Here is a 23,723-nt window from a genome sequence, read left to right on the forward strand (position 1 = left end):
CGGCTCCGCCGGTCGGCCCGGCGCGGGGCAGCGCTTCGCCCCTACCGACGGGTATGCCGGCCGGTCCGTACCGGCGGCTCTTCACCGACTCGACTTAGCAAGTCGGCGAACCCCGGCGGCCGCAATGCGTGGACCTCACAGGAGTGCATGTGTCCAGGTGATGAACAGAAATTCGCAACCGCCCGGTATGTGACTGTGAAGATTGCTGCGAACCCGGCTTCGATGCCCGCCGGGCATACCGGGGCAGGTACCTTAGGCGAATGTTCTCCAAAGTCCTGGTCGCCAACCGCGGCGAGATCGCCATTCGCGCATTCCGCGCGGCCTACGAACTCGGCATCGGCACCGTCGCGGTGTTTCCGTACGAGGACCGCAACTCGGTTCATCGTTTGAAAGCCGACGAGGCGTACCAGATCGGCGAGCCCGGACATCCGGTACGCGCGTACCTGTCCATTGCGGAGATCATCAGCGCGGCCAAGTCCGCCGGCGCCGACGCCATCTACCCCGGCTACGGATTTCTTTCCGAGAACCCGGATCTGGCGGCAGCGTGTGCGGCGGAGGGCATCACCTTCGTCGGGCCGTCGGCGCATGTGCTCGAGCTGACCGGTAACAAGGCGCGCGCGATCGCCGCCGCCAAGGCCGCCGGATTGCCGGTGCTCGCCTCCAGTGAGCCGTCCTCGGAGGTGGACGAATTGGTCGCCGCTGCCGAGAGCATGCACTTCCCGCTCTTCGTGAAGGCTGTGGCCGGTGGTGGCGGGCGCGGTATGCGCCGGGTCGCGGACAAGGCGCAGTTGCGTGAGGCCATCGAAGCCGCTGCGCGGGAGGCGGAGTCGGCGTTCGGTGATGCGACGGTGTTCCTGGAGCAGGCGGTGATCAATCCTCGTCATATCGAGGTGCAGATTCTTGCTGATCAGCGGGGCAATGTGATTCATCTGTTCGAGCGGGATTGTTCGTTGCAGCGGCGGCATCAGAAGGTGATCGAGATGGCGCCCGCGCCGAATCTGGATCCTGCACTGCGGGAGCGGATTTGCGCGGATGCGGTGGCATTCGCGAAGGAGATCAACTATTCCTGCGCGGGGACGGTGGAGTTCCTGCTGGATGAGCGTGGCAATCACGTATTCATCGAGATGAATCCGCGTATTCAGGTGGAGCACACGGTGACCGAGGAGATCACCGATGTGGATCTGGTGCAGTCGCAGATGCGGATCGCGGCGGGGGAGACCCTGGAAGATCTTGGGTTGAGCCAGGATTCGATCGTCATCCGGGGCGCGGCCCTGCAGTGCCGTATCACCACCGAGGATCCGGCCAACGGCTTCCGCCCGGACACCGGTCGTATCACCGGTTACCGCAGTCCCGGCGGCGCGGGTGTGCGCCTCGACGGCGGTACCAATGTCGGTGCGGAGGTCGGTGCGTACTTCGATTCTATGCTGGTGAAGCTCACCTGCCGCGGCCGCGACTTCCAGACCGCCATGGCCCGCGCCCGGCGGTCGGTGGCCGAGTTCCGCATTCGTGGCGTCACGACCAATATTCCGTTCCTGCTGGCGGTGCTCGACGATCCGGACTTCCGGGCCGGACGCGTCACCACCTCGTTCATCGACGAGCGCCCGCAGCTGCTGACGCTGAAGAGCTCGGCCGACCGCGGCACCAAGATCTTGAACTACCTCGCCGACGTCACCGTGAACAAGCCGCACGGGACCCGGCCCACGAAGCTGTACCCGCACGACAAGCTGCCCGCCATCGACACCACCGTGCCGCCGCCGGCCGGATCGCGGCAGCGTCTGCTGGAACTGGGGCCGGAGGGCTTCGCCCGGGCGCTGCGGGCGCAGCCCGGTGTGGCGGTCACCGACACCACCTTCCGTGACGCGCACCAGTCGCTGCTGGCCACCCGGGTGCGGACCAATGGTCTGCTGGATGTGGCGGGGCATGTCGCGCGTTTGACGCCGGAGCTGCTGTCTATCGAATGCTGGGGTGGGGCAACGTATGACGTGGCGTTGCGGTTCCTGTACGAGGATCCGTGGGAGCGGTTGGCCGTACTGCGTGAAGCCGTGCCGAATATCAACCTGCAGATGCTGCTGCGCGGTCGTAATACCGTCGGCTATACGCCCTACCCCGAAAAGGTCACGCGCGCTTTCGTTTCCGAAGCGACGGCAACGGGCATCGATATCTTCCGTATCTTCGACGCGCTCAACAATGTCGATCAGATGCGCCCGGCGATCGACGCGGTGTGCGAAACCGGCACTGCCGTAGCGGAAGTCGCCATGAGCTACACCGGCGATCTGTCCAACCCGAACGAGAACCTCTACACCCTCGACTACTACCTCAAGCTCGCCGAGCAGATCGTCGAGGCCGGGGCGCACATCATCGGCATCAAGGACATGGCGGGCCTGCTGCGTGCACCGGCCGCCGCGACCCTGGTGACCGCGCTGCGGCGCGAATTCGACCTGCCGGTGCATGTGCACACCCACGACACCCCGGGCGGGCAGCTCGCCACCTATCTGTCGGCGTGGCAGGCCGGAGCGGATGCCGTCGACGGTGCGAGTGCGCCGATGGCCGGTACCACCAGTCAGCCCGCGCTGTCGGCAATCGTTGCCGCAGCGGCGAATTCACCGCACGATACCGGGCTGAGCCTGCAGAATGTGTGTGACCTGGAGCCGTACTGGGAGTCGCTGCGCAAGGTCTACGGGCCCTTCGAATCCGGGCTGCCGGGCCCGACGGGACGCGTGTACACCCACGAGATTCCCGGCGGGCAGTTGTCGAATCTGCGGCAGCAGGCGATTGCGCTGGGTCTGGGTGATCAGTTCGAGGAGGTCGAGGCCAAATATGCTGCGGCCGACCGTCTTCTGGGTCGTTTGGTCAAGGTGACCCCGTCCTCCAAGGTCGTCGGCGACCTGGCTTTGGCGCTCGTCGGCTCCGGTGTTGATGTCGAGGATTTCGCTTCCGATCCGGGTCGTTACGACATTCCGGATTCGGTGATCGGTTTCCTGCGTGGTGAACTCGGCACTCCGGCCGGTGGCTGGCCTGAACCGTTCCGCACCCGTGCGCTTGCCGGTCGTGGTCCGGCCAAGCCGGAAACCCAGCTCACCGCCACCGACGAAGCGGGCCTCGCCGGTAGCTCCGAAGAGCGGCGCGGGACGCTGAACCGGCTGCTGTTCCCCGCCCCGACCGCCGAATTCCTCGCGCACCGTGAGAAGTTCGGCGATACCACCGGCCTGTCCGCCAACCAGTTCTTCTACGGCCTGCGCCACGACGAAGAGCACCGCGTCCAGCTGGACAAGGGCGTCACGCTGCTCATCGGCCTGGAAGCCATCTCCGAGCCCGACGAGCGCGGTATGCGCACGGTCATGTGCATCCTCAATGGCCAGCTCCGCCCCATCACCGTGCGGGACCGCTCCATAGCCAGTGAGGTCCCGGCCGCCGAGAAGGCAGACAAGAACAACGCCGGCCATATCGCCGCACCGTTTGCCGGCGTGGTCACCCTCGCTGTCTCCGAAGGTGATTCGGTCACGGCGGGCGACACCATCGGCACCATCGAGGCCATGAAGATGGAGGCCGCCATCACCGCCCCGCGGGCGGGCACGGTGCGCCGGGTCGCCATCAGCAAGGTCCAGCAGGTCGAAGGCGGGGATCTGCTGGTGGACGTGAACATCACCGAGACAGCCGCCGAATGACCCGGATCATCGGAGGCACCGCGGGCGGACGCCGGCTACGCGTCCCGCCCGAGGGCACCCGCCCCACCTCGGACCGTGTCCGCGAGGCGCTCTTCAATATGCTCGCCTCCCGCATGGATTTCGACGACACCCGCGTCCTGGACCTGTACGCCGGTTCCGGCGCGCTCGGCCTGGAAGCCCTGTCCCGTGGCGCGTCCCACGCCCTGCTGGTCGAAGCCGACCGCAAGGCCGCCACGGTGATTCGCGGCAATATGACCGACCTCGGTCTCTCCGGCGCGGACCTGCGCACCACTACGGTCGCCTCCCTGCTCGGCCGCAGCGCAGTAGGCGTCGGCGCATCCTCGCCGGCAGGCGGCCCCTACGACCTGGTCTTCTCCGATCCGCCCTACGACCTCGACGTCACCGAGGTGGAAGACGACCTGCGCGCCCTCGTGCAGGGCGGCTGGCTCCACCCCGAAGCCCTGGTCGTCGTGGAACGCTCCACCCGTTCCCCCGAACTGAAGTGGCCCGAGGGCTTCACACCCCTGAAATCCCGCACCTACGGCGAAACCCGACTGGATCTCGCCGAATACGAGCCGTAGACAAGATCACCAGGAACTGACGGCGGCATCGTTCGAGTAGGTCCTGCCGTCAGTTCCTGGTCGACGGCCATCACCGGCCCCGATCAGCCATGACGGGCATGAGGTTTCGGGTGGGCGCTGGTGGTGGCCTTTCGCGGATACAAGCTATGTGCGGGTGCCTACTCCGGCGGCGAGTCCGCAGCAGTAGGGACTAGTGCGCTGCGGTAGCGTGCGGCCATGGCTGGAGCACTCTGCCCGGGGTCGTTCGACCCGGTGACCAATGGACATCTCGATGTGATCACGCGAGCGGCCGCGCAATTCGACGAGGTCGTTGTGACGGTGATGATCAACCCCAACAAGAAGGGGATGTTCACCGTCGAGGAGCGGATGGAGCTGATTCGGGAGGTCACTGCGCACCTGCCGAATGTTCGCACCGAATCCTGGCAAGGCCTGCTCGTGGATTTCGCTCGCGCACAAGGCCTTACCGCCATCATCAAGGGATTGCGGGATGCCACGGACTTCGGGTACGAGCTGCAGATGGCGCAGATGAACCGCAAGCTGTCCGGGGTCGACACCTTCTTCATCGCCACCAACCCGCTCTACGGCTTCGTCTCCAGCTCGCTGGTGAAGGAGGTCGCCTCCTACGGCGGCGATATCGCGGATCTGCTGCCGCCGGCCGTGCACAAGCAACTGCTCGCGCGCATTGCCGAACGACGCGGCTGAACCGCACGGGCGTCCCCTCGCCCGCGCGGTCCTGCCTGAACTGCGTCGTGGCCCGCTAGAACCGGCTGTGCGGTGTCCGCCCGACCAATTACGCGGGCGGGCCCGAACCGCCGTTCACGGTGACGCGCCTGAACCGAATGGCGTGATCTGCTTTCGCCCCGTCGTGCTCGTTCACGACGGGGCGAACTAGTAGCGGTGGATGCGTCCATACCCGGCGCCTCACAGTGCGCGCACCAGGGCCTGGCGCGGTTCCGGCGCGGGGGCGGGTTCGATGCGGCCGTCGGCTCGTGCCGAGCGTCCGCGGGCCAGGGCGGTGCGCAGGCGGCGGGCCGCCGTATCTTCCTGCAGTTCGTTCCAGGTCCAGCGGACCACCTGGAAACCCAAGGCGCGCAGGTAGTTTTCGCGGGTCTGTTCACGGCGGACGACATCGGCCGCGGGCTGACCGTGCTGCAGTAGCCGGCCGTAGCGGATCGGCCCGTCGAACTCGCAGAGCACGCCGGCATCCTCGTAGTAGAAGTCGACGCGGCCCACGAATCGGCCGTCGGGGGTCAGCACATTGCCCTGTGATCGCGGCATGGGCAGATATCGGCGATGCAGCATCACCCGGCTCAGCGATTCGCCGACGCTCTGACTGCGCCCGTCCACCAGGGCGACCACCTGTTTGGCCTGCGTGATGCCGTGCCGGCATTTCGCCTGCGCCAGTTCGGCTGTCAGCTCGGACGCGGTGATTCCGAAGGCCCCGGTGAGGGCATCGCAGGCGACCACGGCCGCATCGAACGGCAGGGTGAGCGCCAGATCGACCACGGTGCGGGCGGGCGTGGTGACCAGCAGGCCGTCCACCTCCACCGCCGAATCGATGGGGGAGCCATACACTTTCGCGTACGGCCGGATGCGGCCGCCGCCACGGCGATTGCGGGTCACGCAGACTCGGTCCAGGGGCGTGCGCCACAGGGTGGTGCCGTACAGGACGGCCGCCGATTGATGGCTCACCACAGTCGCTTCGGCCATCTCCGGCAGTACCGCCTCGATGAGCAGCCGATGCCGGTCCCGCCAGTTGTGCGCCTCCGCACCGGGCGCCGGAGCGCCGCAGCCCTCGAGCAGTCTGCGCGCCAATCTCTGCGGCGCACACTGGCGTCGAGACCTGGCCACTGCCGTCTCGGTACTCGGCCGATCAGGAGTCATTCGCCCTCCTTGCGTGGACGCCCCCGCCGCCAACTGTGTTGCACACACGATCTGTCGACCCGGCCCAGCGGACGTTGCACACCGGGCCCGCGCGTATCCCGCCGTCCCCCAAGGCATCCATGCGATCGCCGCATCTTCGGAACCCCTTTCATTCGGTCGATGCTTGCTTTGACGCAGACATGCCCGATGCGGTTCCCCACCTCCGGAAACAGCGAATCCTCGCACCCCCCGCCGGATTTCGGCCCGGTCGGCGAATGCGAGGATTCGGAAAGCTGGAACTCAGAACACGCGGGAGATCAGAACACCCACAGACGCAGCGTCAGGAAGCGGAAGGTGCCCACGGCCGCCGTGATCGCCAGTACCGCAGCGGCTTCCGCGAAGCCGCCCAGTCCGGGCGCGGTATTGGTCAGGATCGCGAGCCCGCCCGAGGTGATGGCCAGACCCGCCAGCGCCAGCCCGCCGCCCTCGATCTGCGCGGTGTACCAGCGCACGCGGCCGGCCGCGTGGAAGGTCAGCCGCCGATGCAGTTCATTGGCGATCGCGGTGCTCACGATCGAACCGGTCAGATTCGCGAGCTGCGGTCCCTCACCGTAGAAGGCCAGGAACAGCAGCAGGTAGCCGACATTGCTGAGCCCGCCGACCAACGCGAAGCGAATGAGCTGGGCGAGGGTGTGGTCGCTGCGCAACCAGTCGCCGAGCTGTGCGGTCCAGCGCACTCCGGCTGTCCGGACGGCCTCGGTACCGGTGGCCACGGCTTCGGTGCCGTAGGCGATGGCCTCGGTGCCGTACGAGTATGCGTCGGCGAGACCGGGGACGGGTGTCGCGCCCCGCTGCGGGATGTCCAGCACAGCCATGGTCTTTTCCCTCGAACACGTCGGGGTGCTCCGTTGCCCCGACCCAACACTTTTCTGCTACCTAAATTTAACATCAACTGGAGGGGATTCCTCCACTTCTTTTCCGATGTGTGAAACAGCTCTCCGACACGCCGCGAACGAACCTTGTCCCCTGCGCGCAGGAGGGCAGACTTATACAAACGGAGGAGTCTCGCCGTTTAGTCCAGGCAGGAGAGTGGGGTAGCACATGTACCGCGTATTCGAAGCACTCGACGAACTCGTGGCCATCATCGAGGAGGCGCGGGGTATCCCGCCGACTCGGAACTGCATCGTGCCGCGTGGTGAGGTGCTCGAACTACTCGACGATGTGCGTGAGGCGCTGCCCGGCGAGCTCGACGACGCCCAGGACGTGCTCGATCACCGCGACAAGATCGTCACCGACGCCCGCAATTCCGCCGATACCACCGTGACCGGCGCGAACGAGCAGGCGCACCTGACCGTCACCGGTGCTCGCGACGAAGCCGATCGCATCCTCTCCGATGCCAAGGCGCACGCCGATCGCATGGTCGCCGAGGCCCGCGCGCACGCCGAGCACCTCGTCGGTTCGGCGGAGGCGGAGGCCGAGCGGGTGGTCACCGACGGCAATAACGAGTACGAGGCCGTCACCGGCCGGGCCCGTTCCGAGGCCGATCGCATGGTCGCCTCCGGTCAGGCCTCCTACGACCGTTCGGTCGCCGAGGGCAAGGCCGAGCAGGATCGATTGGTCTCCGCGACCGAGGTGGTGCGGGCCGCGCACGCCGAATCCGCCCGTCTCATCGACGGCGCGACGGCCGACTCCGACCGCCTGCGCACCGAATGCGACGAGTACGTCGACGGCAAGCTGGCCGATTTCGAGGAGACCCTGCACAGCACGCTGCGTATCATCGGCCGCGGCCGCCACCAGGTGCGTTCCGGTACGCCCGTGCAGGATTATGCGGGGGAGTTCCGCCGGTAGCCGGTTTGGGCTGATTGGGAGCGCTTCGGTATTGTTGGGTGGTTGCCCATTCCATACCGAGCGTGAGTGAGTCCCTGATGTCCGCCGAATCCGGTTCCAAGCCGCGTCATCGTCTTACGACGTCCGACGACGTCGGCTTCATGCTGGACACGCGCAGCCTCGGGCGTAAGCCCGGCTCGATGCGTGAGCTGAAGCGGACGGTTGTCACCGACGAGAAGATCGGCCTCGAAATGGTCGGCATTCCCGCAGGTGCGCAGGTCGAGCTCGACCTCACCATGCAGTCGGTGTCCGAGGGCGTGCTGATCATCGGCACGGTGTCGGCGCCCGTCGAAGGCGAATGCTCGCGCTGCCTGGAACCGTTCACGGACCAGGTCGAGCTGTACCTCACCGAGCTGTTCGCCTACCCGGACAGCAATACCGAGAAGACCACCGAGGAAGACGAGATCCATCGTCTGGTGGACGACATGATCGAACTCGAGCCGGTGGTCATCGACTCCGTCGGGTTGGAACTGTCGCTGCAGCCGGTCTGCGAGCCGGACTGTGCGGGATTGTGCCCGGAATGCGGTGTACGGATGGCGATTGCGGGTTCCGGCCATGGTCATGACATACTTGACCCTCGCTGGGCCGGGCTCGCGAAATTGACCGTCGCCGACGACGAAGTCGTCAGTGATCTAGCCCCCGGAAGCGGCGCCTCTGGCGCTGCGCCGGACCCATCAACAGATTCTGAACTCACGGGGCACAGTGGCGCCGTGAGTCCGAGGACAGAGGAGAAGTAGTCGTGGCCGTTCCGAAGCGCCGGATGTCCCGTTCCAACACCCACTCGCGCCGGAGCCAGTGGAAGGCCAGTGCGCCTACCCTGATCACCTGCCCGAACCGGGCCTGCGGCCAGGCGACCCTGCCGCACATCGCGTGCCCTTCCTGCGGCACGTACAAGGGCCGCCAGGTCACCGCTGCGGTTTGATTCTCTGATCCAGCCGACCGTGACCGCCAGCAAGGACGCGGCGGAGGGGCCCGCCGTGGGTGACTCCGCCGACCATTCCAGCCTGCTCGAAGCGCTCGGCGTCGGCCTGCGTCCGGACCTGTTGCGCCTCGCGCTCACCCACCGGTCGTATGCCTACGAGAACGGCGGGCTGCCGACCAACGAGCGCCTGGAATTTCTGGGCGACTCCGTGCTCGGCCTGAGCATTACCGAACGCCTGTACCTCGAGCATCCCGAAAAATCCGAAGGCGAGTTGGCGAAGCTGCGCGCGAGCGTAGTGAATATGCACGCCCTCGCCGAGGTGGCCCGGGTGCTTGGTCCGGGTGGTCTCGGTGTGCACCTGCTGCTTGGTAAGGGCGAAGAGCTCACCGGTGGCCGGGACAAGCCGAGCATCCTTGCCGATGGCATGGAATCACTGCTCGGAGCCGTGCATCTCGAGCACGGCATCGATGTGGCACGCACTGTGGTGCTGACGCTGTTCGCGGCGTTGCTCGAGCGTGGCCCCCGCATGGGAGCCGGGCTCGACTGGAAGACCAGCCTGCAGGAGCTGACCGCCGAACGCGGAATCGGCGTGCCCAGTTACGAAATCACCTCCACCGGGCCCGACCACGACAAGGAGTTCACCGCCACCGCGGTGATCGGTGGGAAGGCGTACGGCCAGGGGGTGGGCCGTTCCAAGAAGGAAGCGGAGCAGAAGGCCGCGGGCGCTGCCTATCAGCAGCTGAACGCCGCCGAGAAGCCCGCCGAAGGCACGGCGCAGTAAACGCCGATGCCCGAACTTCCCGAAGTCGAAGTCGTCCGACGCGGTCTCACCGAACATGTGGTGGGCCGCGTCGTTCGCGCTGTTACGGTCGGGCACCCGCGATCGGTGCGGCGGCACGAGCCCGGCGGCGCGGATCTCGCCGCCCGTCTCACCGGCCTGCGGGTCGAATCCGCCAAGCGGCGCGGCAAATTCCTGTGGCTCACCTTCGATGAGCCCGATACCTCACTCGTGGTGCACCTGGGCATGAGCGGGCAGATGCTGGTGCAGCCTGCCGACGCTCCCCGGGAGAAGCACGCGCATATCATCGCGACCCTCGATTCCGGGCAGGAGTTGCGCTTCATCGATCAGCGCACCTTCGGCGGCTGGCAGTTGGCCGATCTGGTCGAGGTCGAGGGGACGCTGCTGCCGGAACCGGTGGCGCATATCGGCCGCGACCCCCTGGATCCGCTGTTCGACGCGGATCGGGTGGTGAAGGGCTTGCGCGCCAAGCAGTCCGAGATCAAGCGGGTGCTGCTGGATCAGACCATCGTGTCCGGCGTCGGCAATATCTATGCCGACGAGGCGCTGTGGCGGGCCGGAATTCACGGCGAGCGGGTGGCGGCCAAGCTGACTCGCCCCGCACTGCACGGACTGCTCACCGAGGCCGGGACGGTGATGAGCGAGGCGCTGCAGGCGGGCGGCACGTCCTTCGACGCCCTCTACGTGAACGTGAACGGCCAGTCCGGCTACTTCGAGCGTTCCCTCAACGCCTACGGCCGCGAGCACGAGCCGTGCCGTCGCTGCGGTGCGCCGATGGTCCGCGAGAAGTTCATGAACCGTTCGTCCTTCTCCTGCCCGCGCTGCCAGCCGCGCCCGCGCGGCTGACCGGTCGCGCGGTTGACCTGCGCCCCTGTGGCTGACCGATCGTGCCGCGCAAGCCGACGGGCCGCGCCGTCCGTGTGATCGATGCCTCCCGCTCTTCGGTCTTGCCTCCCTATGGAACGGCGTGAAGCGCTACCTTTTTGGGAGCGGCACGTGTGGTGCCGGCTGGAGGGACCAATGCGCAAACTGACCTATTACGTCGCGGCCACCATCGACGGGTTCATCGCCACCGAGAACGGTTCGGTGGACTTCTTCCCGGTGGGAGGTGATCACGGTCCCGCGATCGTCGCGCAGTATCCGGAGACGCTGCCCACCAAGGTGCGGGAATCGCTCGGTGTGGACACCAAGCCGAGCATGACCTTCGACACGGTGATCATGGGCCGTAAGACGCACGATTTCGGCGTGCGGACGGGCACCTCCAGCCCGTATTCGCATCTGCGGCAGTACGTGGTGTCGCAGACGCTGCCGGAGGCCCCCGATCCGGATGTGGAACTCATCGCCGAGGATCCGCTGGCGCGGGTGCGCGAGCTCAAGCGGGAGAAGGGGCTCGGCATCTGGTTGTGCGGCGGTGGCGAGCTGGCCCAGACCCTGCTGCCGGAGATCGATCAGATCTTCCTGAAGGTCTATCCCATCGTGCTGGGCACGGGCCGGCCGCTGTTCGGTGCGGGCGCCCGGCTGCCCGAGGCCACCCGCTTCCGGGTGCTCACCAGCCGCATCTTCGAGGACGGCGTGGCCTTCCTGAAGTACAGCCGGGTGCGCTAGAGGATCGCGACGGCGACGACCAGGCCGAGGGCGAAGTGGGCGGCGGCCACGATCAGGGAATCGGTGCTGAACTCGGGAGCCTCGAGGACGGCGCCGATGTCTATGCCGAGGGCGTATTCGATGACGCGGACCGAGATCACCTGGGCGACGATGCCGACCAGGCCGTAGATGAGGGCCGCGATGAGGCCCTCGGACAGCTTGCCCGCCTGCGCGTAGATGGCCAGCACCACGATGAAGGCCATGCTGAGCATGCCCGCGGCGCTGACCACCACCGCATTGGGCAGGCCCTGGGAGACCATGGCGCGCAGCTTGCCGGGGGTGGTCAGGTCCACCGCGTAGAAGCCGATGAGCATGAGCCCGAGGCCGACCAGGGCGTAGAGGACGATGGCGCCTACGCCACGGCCCACTGAACTCCAATATCCCGCTTCGAGCGCCACGGTGGTGATCATCGGGTCGTCCTCCGGAGTTGTCGGGTCGGAACGGCGGAATGTGCGGTCAGGACTGCGGGATACGGTGCGGTACGAAAGTAGAAGTATCGTCGGTGATCAGGCCGACCGTCTCGCGAATGCCGAGTCCGGCGGAGGTGTCGCCGACGATCCAGGCGCCCAGCACCGGCCGCATACCGTCGAATTCCGGTAGCGGGTCCAGCATCTGGTAGACGAAGCCCTCCTCGCCGTAGACGCCGCCGGTGGCGGTTTCCATGCCCGGGCCGACAATGGTCATATTCGCGCCCTCGCGGCCGAGTTTCGGCTTGCGGATGTATTCGGTGAGCTCGTGCGGGTCATCGAGGTAGGCGGGCAACAGGTTCGGGTGGCCGGGGTACATCTCCCAGAGCACCGCGAGCAGCGCCTTGTTGGAAAGCATTGTCTTCCACAGTGGTTCGATCCACATGGTGCTCGGCAGCGATTGTGTGATGCGCTTGCCGAAGTCGTCGTCGAGCGCCCACTCCCACGGGTACAGCTTGAAGATGGATTCGATCGGGGCCTCGGCCAGATCGACGAAACGTTCGAGCTCCGTATCGAATCCGACCTCTTCGATGGGCAGGGCGATGGTGTCGAAGCCGGCCTCGGCGGCGGTCTCCTGCATATAGGCGGTGGTGACATTGTCCTCACCGCTGCCGTCCGCGCCCGACCAGGTGAAGTGCAATTGGGTGCTGGGCAGAACGTCGCGCATTTCACCCCAGCGCTCGACCAGCTTCTCGTGCAGGGAGTTCCACTGATCGTCGTCCGGGTGCAGGTCGGTCAGCCAGTGCCACTGCACAATTGACGCCTCGAGCAGGGAGGTCGGCGTATCGGCGTTGTACTCCAGCAGTTTTGCCGGTCCGCGGCCGTCGTAGCGCAGATCGAAGCGGCCGTAGATGTGCGGGTCCGAGCGCTTCCAGGAGTTGGTGATGTGCTCCCAACTCCATTGCGGCAGACCGAAATCCGCGAGTCGCTCGGTGAGGATGATGTTGTCGATGGCATGCAGGCACATGGTGTGCAGCACTTCGACCTGGGCCTCGAGCGCGAGGATCTCGTCCATATCGAACTCGTAGTGCACCGATTCGTCCCAGTAGGGCCGGGGCTGGCCGTTGGTATCGACGCCGGGGGAGCCGTACACCAGCCCCTGGCCCTCGATGATCTGCTTCCAGCCCGGGCGCGGGGCGCTGCGCACACGGCGCACTAGGAACCTCCTCCGTGCAGCTTGGAGCCGAGGCCGCCGCGCTGAATCGTGGTGCCGCTCTTGGTCTTTACGTTCGCGCCCTTGGGGATCGTGGTGCTGCCGCCGGTGGGTGCGTGGCCGATCGTCTGGCTGGGGCCGCCGTAGTAGTAGCGGTACTGGTGCCCGGCGAGGAAGAACAGACCCGCGGTGGCGAGCCCGCTGCCGCCGCGGTTGGGGTCCTGCGCGTCCTGGCAGTACTGATCGGGGACGACGATTTCCTGATTGTCCTGGGTGGCGGTGATCGTCTGGTTCGGGCCGATGGGCACGGTCTCGCCGTTCTTGGCCACCACCGTGCAGGATGCGGTCACGTCAGGGGTGGTGATGGCGTCGTAAGCCAGGTATCCGCCACCCACGAGTGCCGCGACACCGACCACGGCCGCGCCGCCGAGCAGGACCTTCTTGCGCTTCTTGCGTTTGCCTTCGGCGGCGTCGATCTCCGCCTGAGCCTGTTCTTCGGCGCGTTTGCGGGCCTTCTCGCGGGCTCGCGCCTCGGCGACCGTCGGCGGTCGCGGCTGGGTGATGCCGGCCTCCTGCGACTGCATGCTGCCGTGCCGGGGCGCCTCGGACGCACCCGGAAGCTGGGACGCATCGAATTCGACTGTCGGGCCCGGGAGATCGAGAGTCGGGTTCGAGACCGGCGGCGGGTAGACCGGGACGCCGGGAAGCGGATAGTTCCCCCACTGCGGATCCGGCCCCGGGGGAGTCGCGGAACCCGATGCGGCGGATTCGTCGCGCAGCGGCTCGGTGGGGTGGGCTTCGCCCGCGGGCGGGGTATCGGGATTGGGGCGGTGGTCGGGGTCCTCAGGGGTGCCGCCGAGACGTTCAATGGCCAACGATGGACTCCTCGGACTCGCCGAACTCTGTTCGCCTCAGCGACTCTATGTGCTGCGACGACTCGGTGCTGGTCAATAGCGACCGGGTGCGCGTCAACGCTCTTCGAATCCGATTATGCCTCCCGATGCGGGCCCCCAGTCCTCTACGACGAGGTTGACCCGGCCCGGTGTGTCGCCCGAGCGCAGCAGGGTGAGCAGCGTGTCGCAATTCTCGCGCGGTCCCTCGGCGATCACATGCACGCGGCCGTCCCGATGATTGCGGGCGTACCCGGTCAGGCCCAGTTCCAGTGCGCGTGACCGAGTCCACCAGCGGAACCCGACACCCTGCACCCGACCGTGCACCCAGGCGCTGAGCCGGACCGGGGTTGCCGTCATTCGTCTACGCGGAAGGTCAGATTGACCGTGGTGCCCGCCTTGAGCGTGCGGCCGACGGTGCAGACCTTGTCGATGGCGCGCTGCGCGGCGACCAGCATGCGCTGCCGGGTTTCCTCGTCGAGTTCGCTGAGGTCCAGCTCGAAGGACTCGTTGAGCTCCGGATAGGTCTCGTTCTCGCGGTCGGCGTCGCCGGAGACGCGCACGGTCGAATCGAAGTTGTCGCCGAGCTTGCGCGAGAGGGTGAAGTCGGCGCTCAAACCGGTGCATCCGGCGAGCGCGATCTTCAGCAGCTCACCCGGGGTGAAGGCGCCGGGCACGCCCGCGGAGGCGATGAGCACTTCGCCGCCACGATTATTGCGACCGGTGTAGGCCCGGGTCCCGGTGCGCTCGGCCCACAGTTCGACCGGTTCGGCGGCCTGGGCGGGTGCGGCGGTCTGCGGTGCGGCGGTCTGTTCGGACATGCCTAGATCCTCGCATTCGTTCTCGGTTCACTACCGTTCGGTTCGGAACGCTCGCGAGGTCAGCGGAATTCCGACACCGGTGCCAGGCTCGCCGCGAGCTCCGGTGTGACGGATCTCAATCCGCCGTCGGCAATGTATGAGGCCAGCGCGAGGGCGTCCGGTGCGGGTGGGTAGCGCGGGTGCGGGACGGCGATGACCGTCATGCCCGCCGCGTAGGCGGCGCGCAGGCCGTTGCTGGAGTCCTCGATGGCCACGCACTGTTCGGGCGGGATGCCGAGCCCTGCCGCCGCGGCGAGGTAACCGTCGGGTGCGGGCTTGCCGCGCTCGACCTCCTCGGTCGAGACGGTGGTGCGGAACAGGTCGGTGACGCCCATATGGTCCAGCACCACATCGATGAGCCGGCGGGGCGAGGAGCTGGCCAGGCCGAGCACGAACTGTCCGGCGAAGCGGCGCACGGTCTCCGCGGCATCGGGCATGAGCGGCAGATGATCGGCGTAGCGCGCAGCCATGCGCGAGATGACATCCTCGGCCACCTGCTCCGGGGTACGTCGCCCGTCGAGCAGGTCCTCGCTGGTGTAAATCGACCATTCAGAGGTGCTCATCCCCATGAACCGGTCCTGGGTATCGGCCAGCCAGCGCCCGTCCATCTCACCGATGTACTCACGCCGCACCTCCTCCCAGATGGGTTCGGTGTCGATGAGTACGCCATCCATATCGAAAATGACTGCCTTGGTGGACATGGTCTACATGGTCATCCATGCGCGATCGGGAGGCTGCTCCGGGCCTGGTGTTCGGGGCCGGAGGATGGGGGGAGAGGGCAGAGACAAAGACGCCTGGAAAAGAAGGAAGAAAACGAAAGGCGCAGAACGGAAAGCGGCAAAAGGTGAAGATCGGATATTCTGAATATCCTTATATCACAACGGAATTCGCCTTTCCGGGTCTGTTTTCGCGGAGTAGAATAAAGGCATGGAATCAGGGGGAGAATCCGCAATCGCGACCGGTGCAGCCGCGCTGGCCGCTGCGGTCGATTCCCTGACCAACCTGCCGTTGATTCCGTTGCCGGACACCGACATTGTGGCGTTGATGCAGCAGATCGAGACCAGCACCCGCCGGTTGGCATCGGTACAACGGGATCTGATCGTGCAAGCCTGCGCGCGTTCCTTGCCCGCCCTCAACGGGTCCGGTAGTCCGGCGTTGTATCTGCAATCGGTGCTGCACATTTCGCACGGGGACGCGATCAACCGGTGGCGCACCGCCGAGGATCTCGCGGTGTGGCACCGGGTCGGCGACGAGCCCGACGCGGCCCCGGTGCTGCCGAACGCCGCCCAAGCCCTCGACGAGGGGGCGATCTCCCTCGATCATGTGCGGGTGATCCGGCAGGTGATGAACCGGTTGCCCGGCAAGGTCCCTGCCGAGGCTCGCGCGTATGCCGAGCAGGAGTTGGCCCGGCAGGCGCGCGCTTTGGATCCGACGCATCTGCCGAGGATCGGGGAGATGATCCTGGGATACCTCGACCCGGACGGCAAGCTGACCGAGAACGCGGACCGGCAGAACCAGCGCAGCGCGGTTCTGAGCCCGCAACGCTACGACCTCATGTCCACCCTCACTGTCGAGCTCACCCCCGATGCCCGTGCGGCGTTCGATGCGGTGATGGCGAAGCTGGCGCGTCCGGGGATGTGCAATCCCGCGGACAAGGAAAGCCCGTGGGCCGAGGATGAGGACAACCCGGTGCCCCGGGATGTGCTGGAAGCGTGCGCGGCCCGGGACGAGCGCAGCAAGGCCCAACGCCAGCATGATGCGTTGCTGGCGGTGTTGCACCCGGACTTCAACCCCGCCAAACTCGGTTCGCATCGCGGCCTGCCGGTGTCGACGATCATGACCATCGACATCGAAGATGTCGAACGCGCCTCGGGGGTGGCGACTTTGGCCACCGGTGGGCACATCCCGGTCGAGAACGCCCTTGCGTTGATGGCCCGCGACTCCAAGACGTTCGTCCTCGTGAAGAACAAGCACGGGATGCCGTTGCATATCGGGGAAATCCGCCTGGCGAACCCGGCACAACGGTTGGCGTTGATCGCCACCGAACGCGGGTGCACTCGCCCGGGCTGCAGCGCTCCGGCGAGTATGGCTGCGGCCCATCATGTGACCGAGTTCAGCAAGGGCGGCCCGACCGACATCGAGAACCTCACTCTGGCGTGCGATCACTGCCATGCCTTGGTCAAGGACGGCCCACGCGGCTGGAAGACGATCAAACTCGGTGCGGATTCGGACTTCCCGGGCCGTACGGCGTGGATCGCGCCTGCGCATGTGGATCCGACCCGGACTCCACGGGTCAATCACCTGCATCATCCTGGTGAGTTGTTGACCGAGGTTCCGCCGTCGCTGCGGCCCCGCAGGGTGTGTCGTGCCTCGGGGTTGTCCCCGGTTCGGTACCGGGTGGTCGGCCGGGCCATCACACCCCCACCGCGACAATAGATTTCCCGCCTCTGGTGTCACCGACAGGTTGATCCTGTCGGTGCTAGAGGTCGTTGCCGCATCGGCTTTCGGGCCGGTTCGCTCGCCGAACAGTGACAACCCCACCGCGGCAACAGGTTTCCGTGCCCCGGGCACGGACTTGCAGGGCGGCAACACCACTGAGGGCCACCACCGAATCTGCTCGCCCACCGGACCACACCACCACGCCAGACCGCGAGTCTTCCCTGCCCCTGCCCCTGCCCTGCCCTGCGGGCCTGATCCCGCTCCTGCGGCAGGCCGTTGCCCGACGTGGCCTTCCGGGTTCGTGTTCTTCGATCCCTTGTTTCCAGGCGTCCTTGTCTTTCGGCTCTTGTCTTTTCGTCTTGTGTCTTTGAGACCGGACCACAGCCGGTCGACCCCGCCGGTACCGCGGGTATCTCCTTGGTCCGGAAGGTAAATCGGGTACCCCACCTGACGCCACCAGCACGGCCATCTCGGGCCCTGCCCGCACCCAGAGACCCATCACAGCCTCTCGGCGCAAGCAACCCAGGTGCACCGGCCTGTCTCGGTCTCGAATCCCCCCGAAGCAGGCACTGCACAGGCCTTCTCTCCGACCGCACAGCAGGTGTCTACGCGGGATAGACCTGATAACCGTTGTGCCGCTGAGAGACCCGCTATTGCGTCCATGGTGGCCGATGGTTTCTATGCCGAAACCGTCGGTGCACCTGGGTTTCTTGCCCCTCGGGCAGGGTTGGTCAGCAGGGGGTGCGGGCAAAGCCCGAGATGGCCGTGCTGGGCACGTGGGGAGGGGTACCCGGCTTACCTTCCGCGGTTGGGACGATTACCTGCGGTACCAGCTCGGTCGACCGGCTGTGGTGCCGTTCTCGAGAACAAAACACAAAAGAGCAAGACTCGGAGTCCAGGGGGGAGGGGGCTGAGGTGTGGGGTGGTGGGGGTGTCCACTGAATGGGATTGGTGGTGGGTATGGGCTCGGGGTGGGTGGGGGCGAGTTAGCGTCCGAAGGGAAGACGGATACTTGCCAGTGAATGCCGAGGTGTGCTGTGGGCGTGGATATCTACGATCCGGAGCTGTATGTGGGTGGGCCTATTCATGAGCTCTTTGCGGAGTTGCGGGGGTCGCAGCCGGTGTACTGGCAGGAGATGCCGGGGGAGCCGGGGTATTGGGCGGTGTTGAAGCATGCGGATGTGGCGCATGTGGCGCGGAATCCGCAGTTGTTCTCGGCTGAGGTGGGGGGTGTGATTCTGGAGGATCAGCCTGCGGAGCGGCTGGAGCAGACCCGGAATATGTTGCTGATGATGGATCCGCCTCGGCATACCGAGTACCGCAGGCCGTTGGCCGAGCATTTCAAGGCGCGGGTGATCGGGGAGCTGGAGGGGCGGGTGCGGGAGTTGACCCGGCAGCTGCTCGAAAGTGTCGGCGGTGACGTCGAATTCGTGCACGACGTGGCGGGGGTGCTGCCGAGTCAGGTGGTCGGCGGGCTGTTCGGTATTCCCGAAGCTGACTGGCCGGATATCCGGCATTGGGCGGAACAGTCCACCAGTCAGCAGGATCCAGAACTCGTCGGTGATTTCGACGTCACAGCCGAGCTGACCAAGATGGCCATCTATGCCATCCAATTCTCCATGGCGCGGCGCGAGCAGGAGCCGCAGGCCGATCTGACATCGCTCATTCTGGCGGGTGAGTTCGGTGGAAAGGCCATGTCGGACATCGAGTTCGGCAGCTTCTTCACGCAGCTGGTCACCGCGGGCAATGACACGACCAAGACCATGCTGTCGGCGGGATTGCAACTGTTGCTGCAGCATCCGGAGCAGATGCGGGCGCTACGCGCGGATCCGGCGCTGATTCCCGGTGCGGTGGAAGAGATTCTGCGCTACGCCAATCCGCTGCACTACTTCCGGCGCACCGCCACCGCCGATACCGAGATCCGCGGCGTTCCGATCAAGGCCGGGGACAAGGTGGCCATGTGGTACACCTCGGCCAATCGTGACGAGGAGGTGTTCGCCGATTCCCAGCGGTTCGATATTCGCCGGAACCCTAACCCGCACTTGTCTTTCGGGCTCGCCCAGCATTTCTGCCTCGGTGTGCATCTGGCTCGTATGGAAGGCCGGGTGTTCTTCGAGGAGCTGCTCGCCCGCTTCCCGGATATCGAGCAGATCGGCCCGGCCCGGCGGATCCGCTCCAACCTCAACAATGGCCTGAAGTCGTTGCCGATCCGCCTGTCGCGCTGACTCAGACCTGGAAGCGGTATCCCATACCGGCCTCTGTGAGCAGGTGTTTGGGCTGTGACGGGTCGTCCTCGAGCTTGCGCCGCAATTGCGCGAGATACACCCGCAGGTAATGGGTTTCGGTGGCGTAGGACGGTCCCCACACCTCGCGCAGCAGTTCGCGGCGGCCGACGAGTTTGCCCTTGTTGCGCACGAGCATTTCCAGCATGCCCCATTCGGTGGGGGTGAGGTGCACGTCGTGGCCTTGCTTGGTGACCTTCTTGGCGCTCAGATCGACTGTGAAGGAAGAGGTTTCGATCACCGGCTCGGAGGTGTCCGCGGTGGAGGAGGACCGGCGCACGGCGGCGCGCAGCCGGGCCAGCAGCTCGTCCATGCCGAAGGGCTTGGTGACGTAGTCGTCCGCGCCCGCGTCCAGCGCTTCGACCTTGTCCGAGGAATCGGTGCGGGCCGACAGCACGATCACCGGCGCGGTCGACCAGCCGCGCAGTCCGGCCAGCACCTCGATGCCGTCCATATCGGGCAGGCCGAGGTCGAGCACAACCACATCCGGGTGTTTCTCGGCGGCCGCGCGCAGGGCCGCGGCCCCGGTGGACGCGGTGGTCACCTCATAGCCGCGGACCGACAGATTGATGCGCAGGGCGCGCAGAATCTGTGGTTCGTCATCGACCACCAGGACTTTGGTCGGCGCCGGCGCCGGCTTCGTCACCCGATCTCCTGTTCCTCGCAAGGCTGCGAATCGTCGCAGGCTTGTAGTTCGATCACCATTGTCAACCCTCCACCGGGGGTGGTCTCGGCGTGCACGGTGCCGTCCATGGCGTCCACGAACCCGCGGACCACCGACAGCCCGAGTCCGACGCCGGTGGAATTATCGCGGTCGCCGAGCCGCTGGAACGGCTCGAACAGCTGATCTTCCATACCGGCCGGTACGCCGGGACCGGCGTCGACGATGGTGATGGCGACCTGTGCGCCGGTCGGTTCGGCCGTCACGCGCACGGGCGTGTCGCTGGGGGAGTAGCGCACCGCATTGTCGATCAGGTTGGCGAGCACGCGTTCCAGCAATCCGGTGTCGGCCAGCACCGAGACCGTGCCCACCTCGACCTTCACCCGGTTCATGGCGGTGCGCCGCAGACCGCGCGTGCCCATGCTCATGAGTGCGTGGTGCACCACCTCGTCGAGGTAGACGCGGCGCATCTGGGGTTTGATCACTCCGACCGCGAGCCGTGAGGAGTCGAGCAGATTGCCGACGAGTGCGGTGAGCTGATCCACCGATTCCTCGATGGTCTCCAGCAATTCGGCGGTGTCCTCGGGGGAGAACTCCACATCATTGCTGCGCAGGCTGGACACCGACGCCTTGGCCGCGGCCAGCGGGGTGCGCAGATCGTGGCTCACCGCCGACAGCAGGGCGCGGCGCAGCTTATCGGTCTCGACCACCGCCTGCGCGGAGCTCGCCTCCTCCTGCAGCTGCTTCTGATGCACCAGTCCCGCAGCCTGATTCGCGACGGCGCCGAGCACGAGGCGGTCGCCGGCGGTCACCGAGCGCCCGCTGAGCAGCAGCCAGTGGATGTCATCGCCCGCCTCCAGTGCGGTTTCGGCGTCGATGACCCGCAGCGGCGGGTTCTCGCCCACCGAGGAGACCACGCCGTTATCGGTGACGAGGCTGACCGCGTCCTGGTTGTAGGTCTCGCGCGCTCGCTCCAGCAGATCCTGCAGATCCGCGCCGCTGAGCACCGAGCCCGCGAACAGTGCGAGCAGCTCGGCCTGCCGGGATGCCTTGCGCGCCTCCCGCGTTCGTTTGGCCGCCACATCGACCAGGGCCGCCACCGCGACCGCCACCAGCAGCATCACCACGATGGTGAGGAAGTTGTCCAGCTCGGCAATGGTGAGGCTGTAGCGGGGCGCGGTGAAATACCAGTTGAGCAGCAGGCCGCCCAGCAGTGCCGACAGCGCCGCCGGAGCCACACCGCCGAACAGCGCGACGGCGATGACGCCGATGAAGAACAGCGCGCTCTCACCGCCGAGATCCAGCCAGCGATCCAGCCAGAAGTACGTCACCGTGCAGATCAGCGACGGTACGAGCACCGCGGCGGACCAGGCGCCGAGGCTGCGTTCCCTGCGGGTCAGCGACGACCAGCGGAACCCGCGGTTGGATTCCTCGTGAGTGACCATGTGCACGTCGATCTTTCCCGACTGCTGCACCACATTGGCGCCGATGCCCTCATCGAGCACGCGGGCCCAGCGGGAGCGCCGCGAGGTGCCCAGCACCAGCTGGGTCGCGTTCACCTGTCGTGCGAAATCCAGGAGCGCCGTGGGCACATCCTCTCCGGTCACGGTGTGCAGGCTGGCGCCCAGGCCGGTCGCCAGCTCTCGGAGCCGGGTCAATCGCTGTGCCGATACCCCGGCCAGGCCGTCACCGCGCACGACGTGCACCACGATCAGCTCGGCACTGGATTTGGCGGCGATGCGGCTGGCGCGGCGCAGGATGGTCTCCGATTCGGCGCCGCCGGTGACGGCCACCACCAGGCGCTCGCGCGCCTCCCAGGTGGCCGTGATCTTGTGGTCCGCACGGTATTTCGCGAGCGCGGAGTCCACCTGGTCGGCCAGCCACAGCAGCGCCAGTTCGCGCAGCGCGGTCAGGTTGCCGGGCCGGAAGTAATTGCGCAGTGCGGCATCCACTTTCTCCGCGGCGTAGACATTGCCGTGAGACATCCTGCGGCGCAGTGCTTCCGGTGTGATGTCCACCAGCTCGACCTGATCCGCGGAGCGAACGACCCAGTCCGGCACGGTTTCTCGCTGCACGATCCCGGTGATCTGCTCGACCACGTCGTTGAGACTCTCCAGGTGCTGCACATTGACCGTCGAGACCACGTCGATCCCGGCCTCGAGCAGCTCCTGCACGTCCTGCCAGCGCTTCTCGTTCTTGCTTCCGGTCACATTGGTGTGTGCCAGCTCGTCCACCAGCACCACGGCGGGGTGCCGGCGCAGCACCGCTTCGACGTCCAGTTCCGGCATGGTCGTCCCGCGATACTCGATCATCCGGGGCGGGATGCGCTCGATGCCGGCCAGCATTTCCGCGGTCTTGGATCGTCCGTGCGTCTCGACGACGGCCGCGACTACATCGCGCCCGCGTTCGAGCCTGCGGTGCGCCTCCGACAGCATGGCGAAGGTCTTGCCGACGCCAGGGGCTGCACCCAGATAGATCCGTAGTTGGCCGCGTTTCACTCGTTCATCATTGCGTGCCGCGCGCGTAGCTCGGGCTCGGCCGCGCGGACGGGGGTGCGAGCGGGCACGGAATTGGCGAGCACCCGCAGGCACAGCGCGGCACCCAGGAACCCGAATATCACCATCAGGCTCACGGCGAGATGCGGCACGGTCGTCTCCTTGTTCAGGCGGATCGATGGGGCCCGCCGAACAGCCGGTCGGGTCCCTTTTGTTTACCGCTGACCTGGTTCGATAGCTCGGTACTGACGGTTTCTTTACGGATCCCCCGCCGATGTTGACGGCATGTGTGCGCCCGGTTCCGGAATGCTGCGCCTAGACCGAAGTGGATACGGGGATATCGGCTTTCGTATCGGCCCAATTCTCGGGTGCGGAACCGAATGTGTTGTGTGCGTTGGTGATCACAGTCTTACCGAGCGCGTGATTGCCGACACCGCCGATGACCGCGCCGATTCCGGCGGGCAGCGTCTTACCGAACATGAGGACACCGCGCTTGACGATGAACCCGCCGATGAACCGTTTCGCCATGGCATTGTCGATATTGCGGACGACGGGAAGTTTGTCGGCCACCACGGTGGCCCAGTCCCGGGCCGATTGGCTGGCGCTCTTGCCGAGCATTTCCGAACCCGCCTCGCCGAGAACGACACCGGCGATGAGCGTGCGCCGCTGCTTCGGCGGCAGCGACTCCATACCGTGCACCGCGCTCATCGAGGCCGCGTACAGCGCGGACGCCTCCAGGAAGAACACCGATTCGACGCCGCTGACGGCCAATCCGATCAGCGTGCCCACGCCGGGAACCGCGGCGCTCAGGCCCGCGACCGTGCCGCTGACGGTGACGATGGTCAGGTATCGCCATTCCAGCCCGTGCGTAATGTCCTCGGGCGAACGGCCGGGGTGCTTGCGGCGCAGCCTGCCCACATACTTCGCCGCCAGCGGGGCCTGTAAGCCCGTCCCGCCGCGGATCACCATTTCCACGGACTTCTGCAGCGCACGTTCGAACATTGCGGCATCCCCTTCTTGTCGGCCTGCCCGAGATTACGGACGGCGTGCAGCGGTTCGACGGTCCGACACGAGGATTCGCCGACCCGTTACGCCGGATACCCCGGCTGCGGTAT

Annotated in this window: 23 protein-coding genes; 11 read left to right on the plus strand and 12 right to left on the minus strand. The window is 66.4% G+C overall.

Annotation, left to right across the window (positions count from 1 at the left end; translation table 11 throughout):
* Nucleotides 1–260: 260 nt before the first annotated feature.
* From OG326_RS12185 to coaD, 3 genes are all read left to right on the plus strand, one after another.
* The gene (locus OG326_RS12185) at nt 261–3,665 is read left to right on the plus strand and encodes a pyruvate carboxylase (protein WP_327144743.1); all 3,405 of its coding nucleotides are present in this window, start codon (nt 261–263) and stop codon (nt 3,663–3,665) included.
* Complete coding sequence (rsmD, locus tag OG326_RS12190; protein WP_327144744.1) at nt 3,662–4,246, plus strand: 16S rRNA (guanine(966)-N(2))-methyltransferase RsmD; 585 nt, start codon at nt 3,662–3,664, stop codon at nt 4,244–4,246. The genes OG326_RS12185 and rsmD overlap by 4 nt, the downstream gene beginning before the upstream one ends.
* A gap of 216 nt (nt 4,247–4,462) precedes the next feature.
* A complete protein-coding gene (gene coaD, locus OG326_RS12195; RefSeq protein ID WP_327144745.1) occupies nt 4,463–4,948 on the plus strand; it encodes a pantetheine-phosphate adenylyltransferase in 486 nt (161 codons plus the stop codon).
* Between the two features lie 219 nt (nt 4,949–5,167).
* Here coaD and OG326_RS12200 read toward each other — a convergent pair whose 3' ends face one another.
* A complete protein-coding gene (locus tag OG326_RS12200; RefSeq protein ID WP_327144746.1) occupies nt 5,168–6,130 on the minus strand; it encodes a hypothetical protein in 963 nt (320 codons plus the stop codon).
* A 296-nt stretch (nt 6,131–6,426) separates the two neighbouring features.
* Complete coding sequence (locus OG326_RS12205) at nt 6,427–6,984, minus strand: GtrA family protein (protein ID WP_327144747.1); 558 nt, start codon at nt 6,982–6,984, stop codon at nt 6,427–6,429.
* 226 nt (nt 6,985–7,210) lie between these two features.
* Here OG326_RS12205 and OG326_RS12210 point away from each other — a divergent pair, with 226 nt between their 5' ends.
* The 6 genes from OG326_RS12210 to OG326_RS12235 all read left to right on the plus strand — a co-directional run bounded on the left by OG326_RS12210 (nt 7,211) and on the right by OG326_RS12235 (nt 11,322).
* Nucleotides 7,211–7,957, plus strand: coding sequence for a DivIVA domain-containing protein (locus tag OG326_RS12210; protein ID WP_327144748.1), 747 nt, complete (start codon nt 7,211–7,213; stop codon nt 7,955–7,957).
* Between the two features lie 77 nt (nt 7,958–8,034).
* Complete coding sequence (locus OG326_RS12215) at nt 8,035–8,733, plus strand: YceD family protein (protein ID WP_442791026.1); 699 nt, start codon at nt 8,035–8,037, stop codon at nt 8,731–8,733.
* Nucleotides 8,734–8,735: 2 nt separating this feature from the next.
* Nucleotides 8,736–8,918 (plus strand): 50S ribosomal protein L32, encoded by a 183-nt coding sequence (gene rpmF / locus OG326_RS12220; protein ID WP_297611186.1) that lies wholly within the window; start codon nt 8,736–8,738, stop codon nt 8,916–8,918.
* 19 nt (nt 8,919–8,937) lie between these two features.
* A complete protein-coding gene (gene rnc / locus OG326_RS12225) occupies nt 8,938–9,699 on the plus strand; it encodes a ribonuclease III (protein ID WP_327144749.1) in 762 nt (253 codons plus the stop codon).
* A 6-nt stretch (nt 9,700–9,705) separates the two neighbouring features.
* Nucleotides 9,706–10,563: a bifunctional DNA-formamidopyrimidine glycosylase/DNA-(apurinic or apyrimidinic site) lyase gene (gene mutM / locus OG326_RS12230; protein ID WP_327144750.1), complete on the plus strand. Its 858-nt coding sequence runs from the start codon at nt 9,706–9,708 to the stop codon at nt 10,561–10,563.
* A 174-nt stretch (nt 10,564–10,737) separates the two neighbouring features.
* Nucleotides 10,738–11,322 (plus strand): dihydrofolate reductase family protein, encoded by a 585-nt coding sequence (locus OG326_RS12235; RefSeq protein ID WP_327144751.1) that lies wholly within the window; start codon nt 10,738–10,740, stop codon nt 11,320–11,322.
* On the opposite strand, the gene OG326_RS12240 is transcribed toward OG326_RS12235, so the two are convergent.
* From OG326_RS12240 to OG326_RS12265, 6 genes are all read right to left on the minus strand, one after another.
* Entirely contained in the window at nt 11,319–11,771 is a 453-nt protein-coding gene (locus OG326_RS12240; protein ID WP_442790948.1) for a DUF350 domain-containing protein, read from the minus strand. The two genes, OG326_RS12235 and OG326_RS12240, sit on opposite strands and share 4 nt — an antisense overlap.
* Before the next feature lie 46 nt (nt 11,772–11,817).
* Nucleotides 11,818–12,984, minus strand: coding sequence for a glutathionylspermidine synthase family protein (locus OG326_RS12245; protein WP_327144752.1), 1,167 nt, complete (start codon nt 12,982–12,984; stop codon nt 11,818–11,820).
* Nucleotides 12,984–13,856: a hypothetical protein gene (locus OG326_RS12250; RefSeq protein ID WP_327144753.1), complete on the minus strand. Its 873-nt coding sequence runs from the start codon at nt 13,854–13,856 to the stop codon at nt 12,984–12,986. The genes OG326_RS12245 and OG326_RS12250 overlap by 1 nt, the downstream gene beginning before the upstream one ends.
* A 93-nt stretch (nt 13,857–13,949) precedes the next feature.
* Nucleotides 13,950–14,231: an acylphosphatase gene (locus OG326_RS12255; protein WP_327144754.1), complete on the minus strand. Its 282-nt coding sequence runs from the start codon at nt 14,229–14,231 to the stop codon at nt 13,950–13,952.
* Nucleotides 14,228–14,692 carry an OsmC family protein gene (locus OG326_RS12260; RefSeq protein WP_327144755.1) on the minus strand — a complete coding sequence of 155 codons (465 nt, stop codon included), beginning with the start codon at nt 14,690–14,692 and terminating at the stop codon, nt 14,228–14,230. Before OG326_RS12260 ends, OG326_RS12255 begins: the two co-directional genes overlap by 4 nt.
* A gap of 59 nt (nt 14,693–14,751) precedes the next feature.
* Nucleotides 14,752–15,432, minus strand: coding sequence for an HAD family hydrolase (locus OG326_RS12265; protein ID WP_327144756.1), 681 nt, complete (start codon nt 15,430–15,432; stop codon nt 14,752–14,754).
* Between the two features lie 226 nt (nt 15,433–15,658).
* On the opposite strand from OG326_RS12265, the gene OG326_RS12270 reads away from it, so the two are divergent.
* Both OG326_RS12270 and OG326_RS12275 read left to right on the plus strand, forming a co-directional pair.
* The gene (locus tag OG326_RS12270; RefSeq protein WP_327144757.1) at nt 15,659–17,167 is read left to right on the plus strand and encodes an HNH endonuclease signature motif containing protein; all 1,509 of its coding nucleotides are present in this window, start codon (nt 15,659–15,661) and stop codon (nt 17,165–17,167) included.
* 1,046 nt (nt 17,168–18,213) lie between these two features.
* A complete protein-coding gene (locus tag OG326_RS12275; RefSeq protein WP_327144758.1) occupies nt 18,214–19,395 on the plus strand; it encodes a cytochrome P450 in 1,182 nt (393 codons plus the stop codon).
* Nucleotide 19,396: 1 nt separating this feature from the next.
* Here the strand turns inward: OG326_RS12275 and OG326_RS12280 are convergent, their stop codons facing one another.
* The 4 genes from OG326_RS12280 to OG326_RS12295 form a co-directional block, all read right to left on the minus strand.
* Nucleotides 19,397–20,098 carry a response regulator gene (locus OG326_RS12280; protein ID WP_327144759.1) on the minus strand — a complete coding sequence of 234 codons (702 nt, stop codon included), beginning with the start codon at nt 20,096–20,098 and terminating at the stop codon, nt 19,397–19,399.
* Nucleotides 20,095–22,611 carry a sensor histidine kinase KdpD gene (locus OG326_RS12285; RefSeq protein ID WP_327144760.1) on the minus strand — a complete coding sequence of 839 codons (2,517 nt, stop codon included), beginning with the start codon at nt 22,609–22,611 and terminating at the stop codon, nt 20,095–20,097. Before OG326_RS12285 ends, OG326_RS12280 begins: the two co-directional genes overlap by 4 nt.
* Nucleotides 22,608–22,760 carry a hypothetical protein gene (locus OG326_RS12290; protein WP_327144761.1) on the minus strand — a complete coding sequence of 51 codons (153 nt, stop codon included), beginning with the start codon at nt 22,758–22,760 and terminating at the stop codon, nt 22,608–22,610. The genes OG326_RS12285 and OG326_RS12290 overlap by 4 nt, the downstream gene beginning before the upstream one ends.
* Nucleotides 22,761–22,923: 163 nt before the next feature.
* Complete coding sequence (locus OG326_RS12295; protein WP_327144762.1) at nt 22,924–23,610, minus strand: hypothetical protein; 687 nt, start codon at nt 23,608–23,610, stop codon at nt 22,924–22,926.
* Nucleotides 23,611–23,723: the final 113 nt, after the last annotated feature.

It is taken from the genome of Nocardia sp. NBC_01327, from assembly GCF_035958815.1.
GTDB lineage: Bacteria > Actinomycetota > Actinomycetes > Mycobacteriales > Mycobacteriaceae > Nocardia.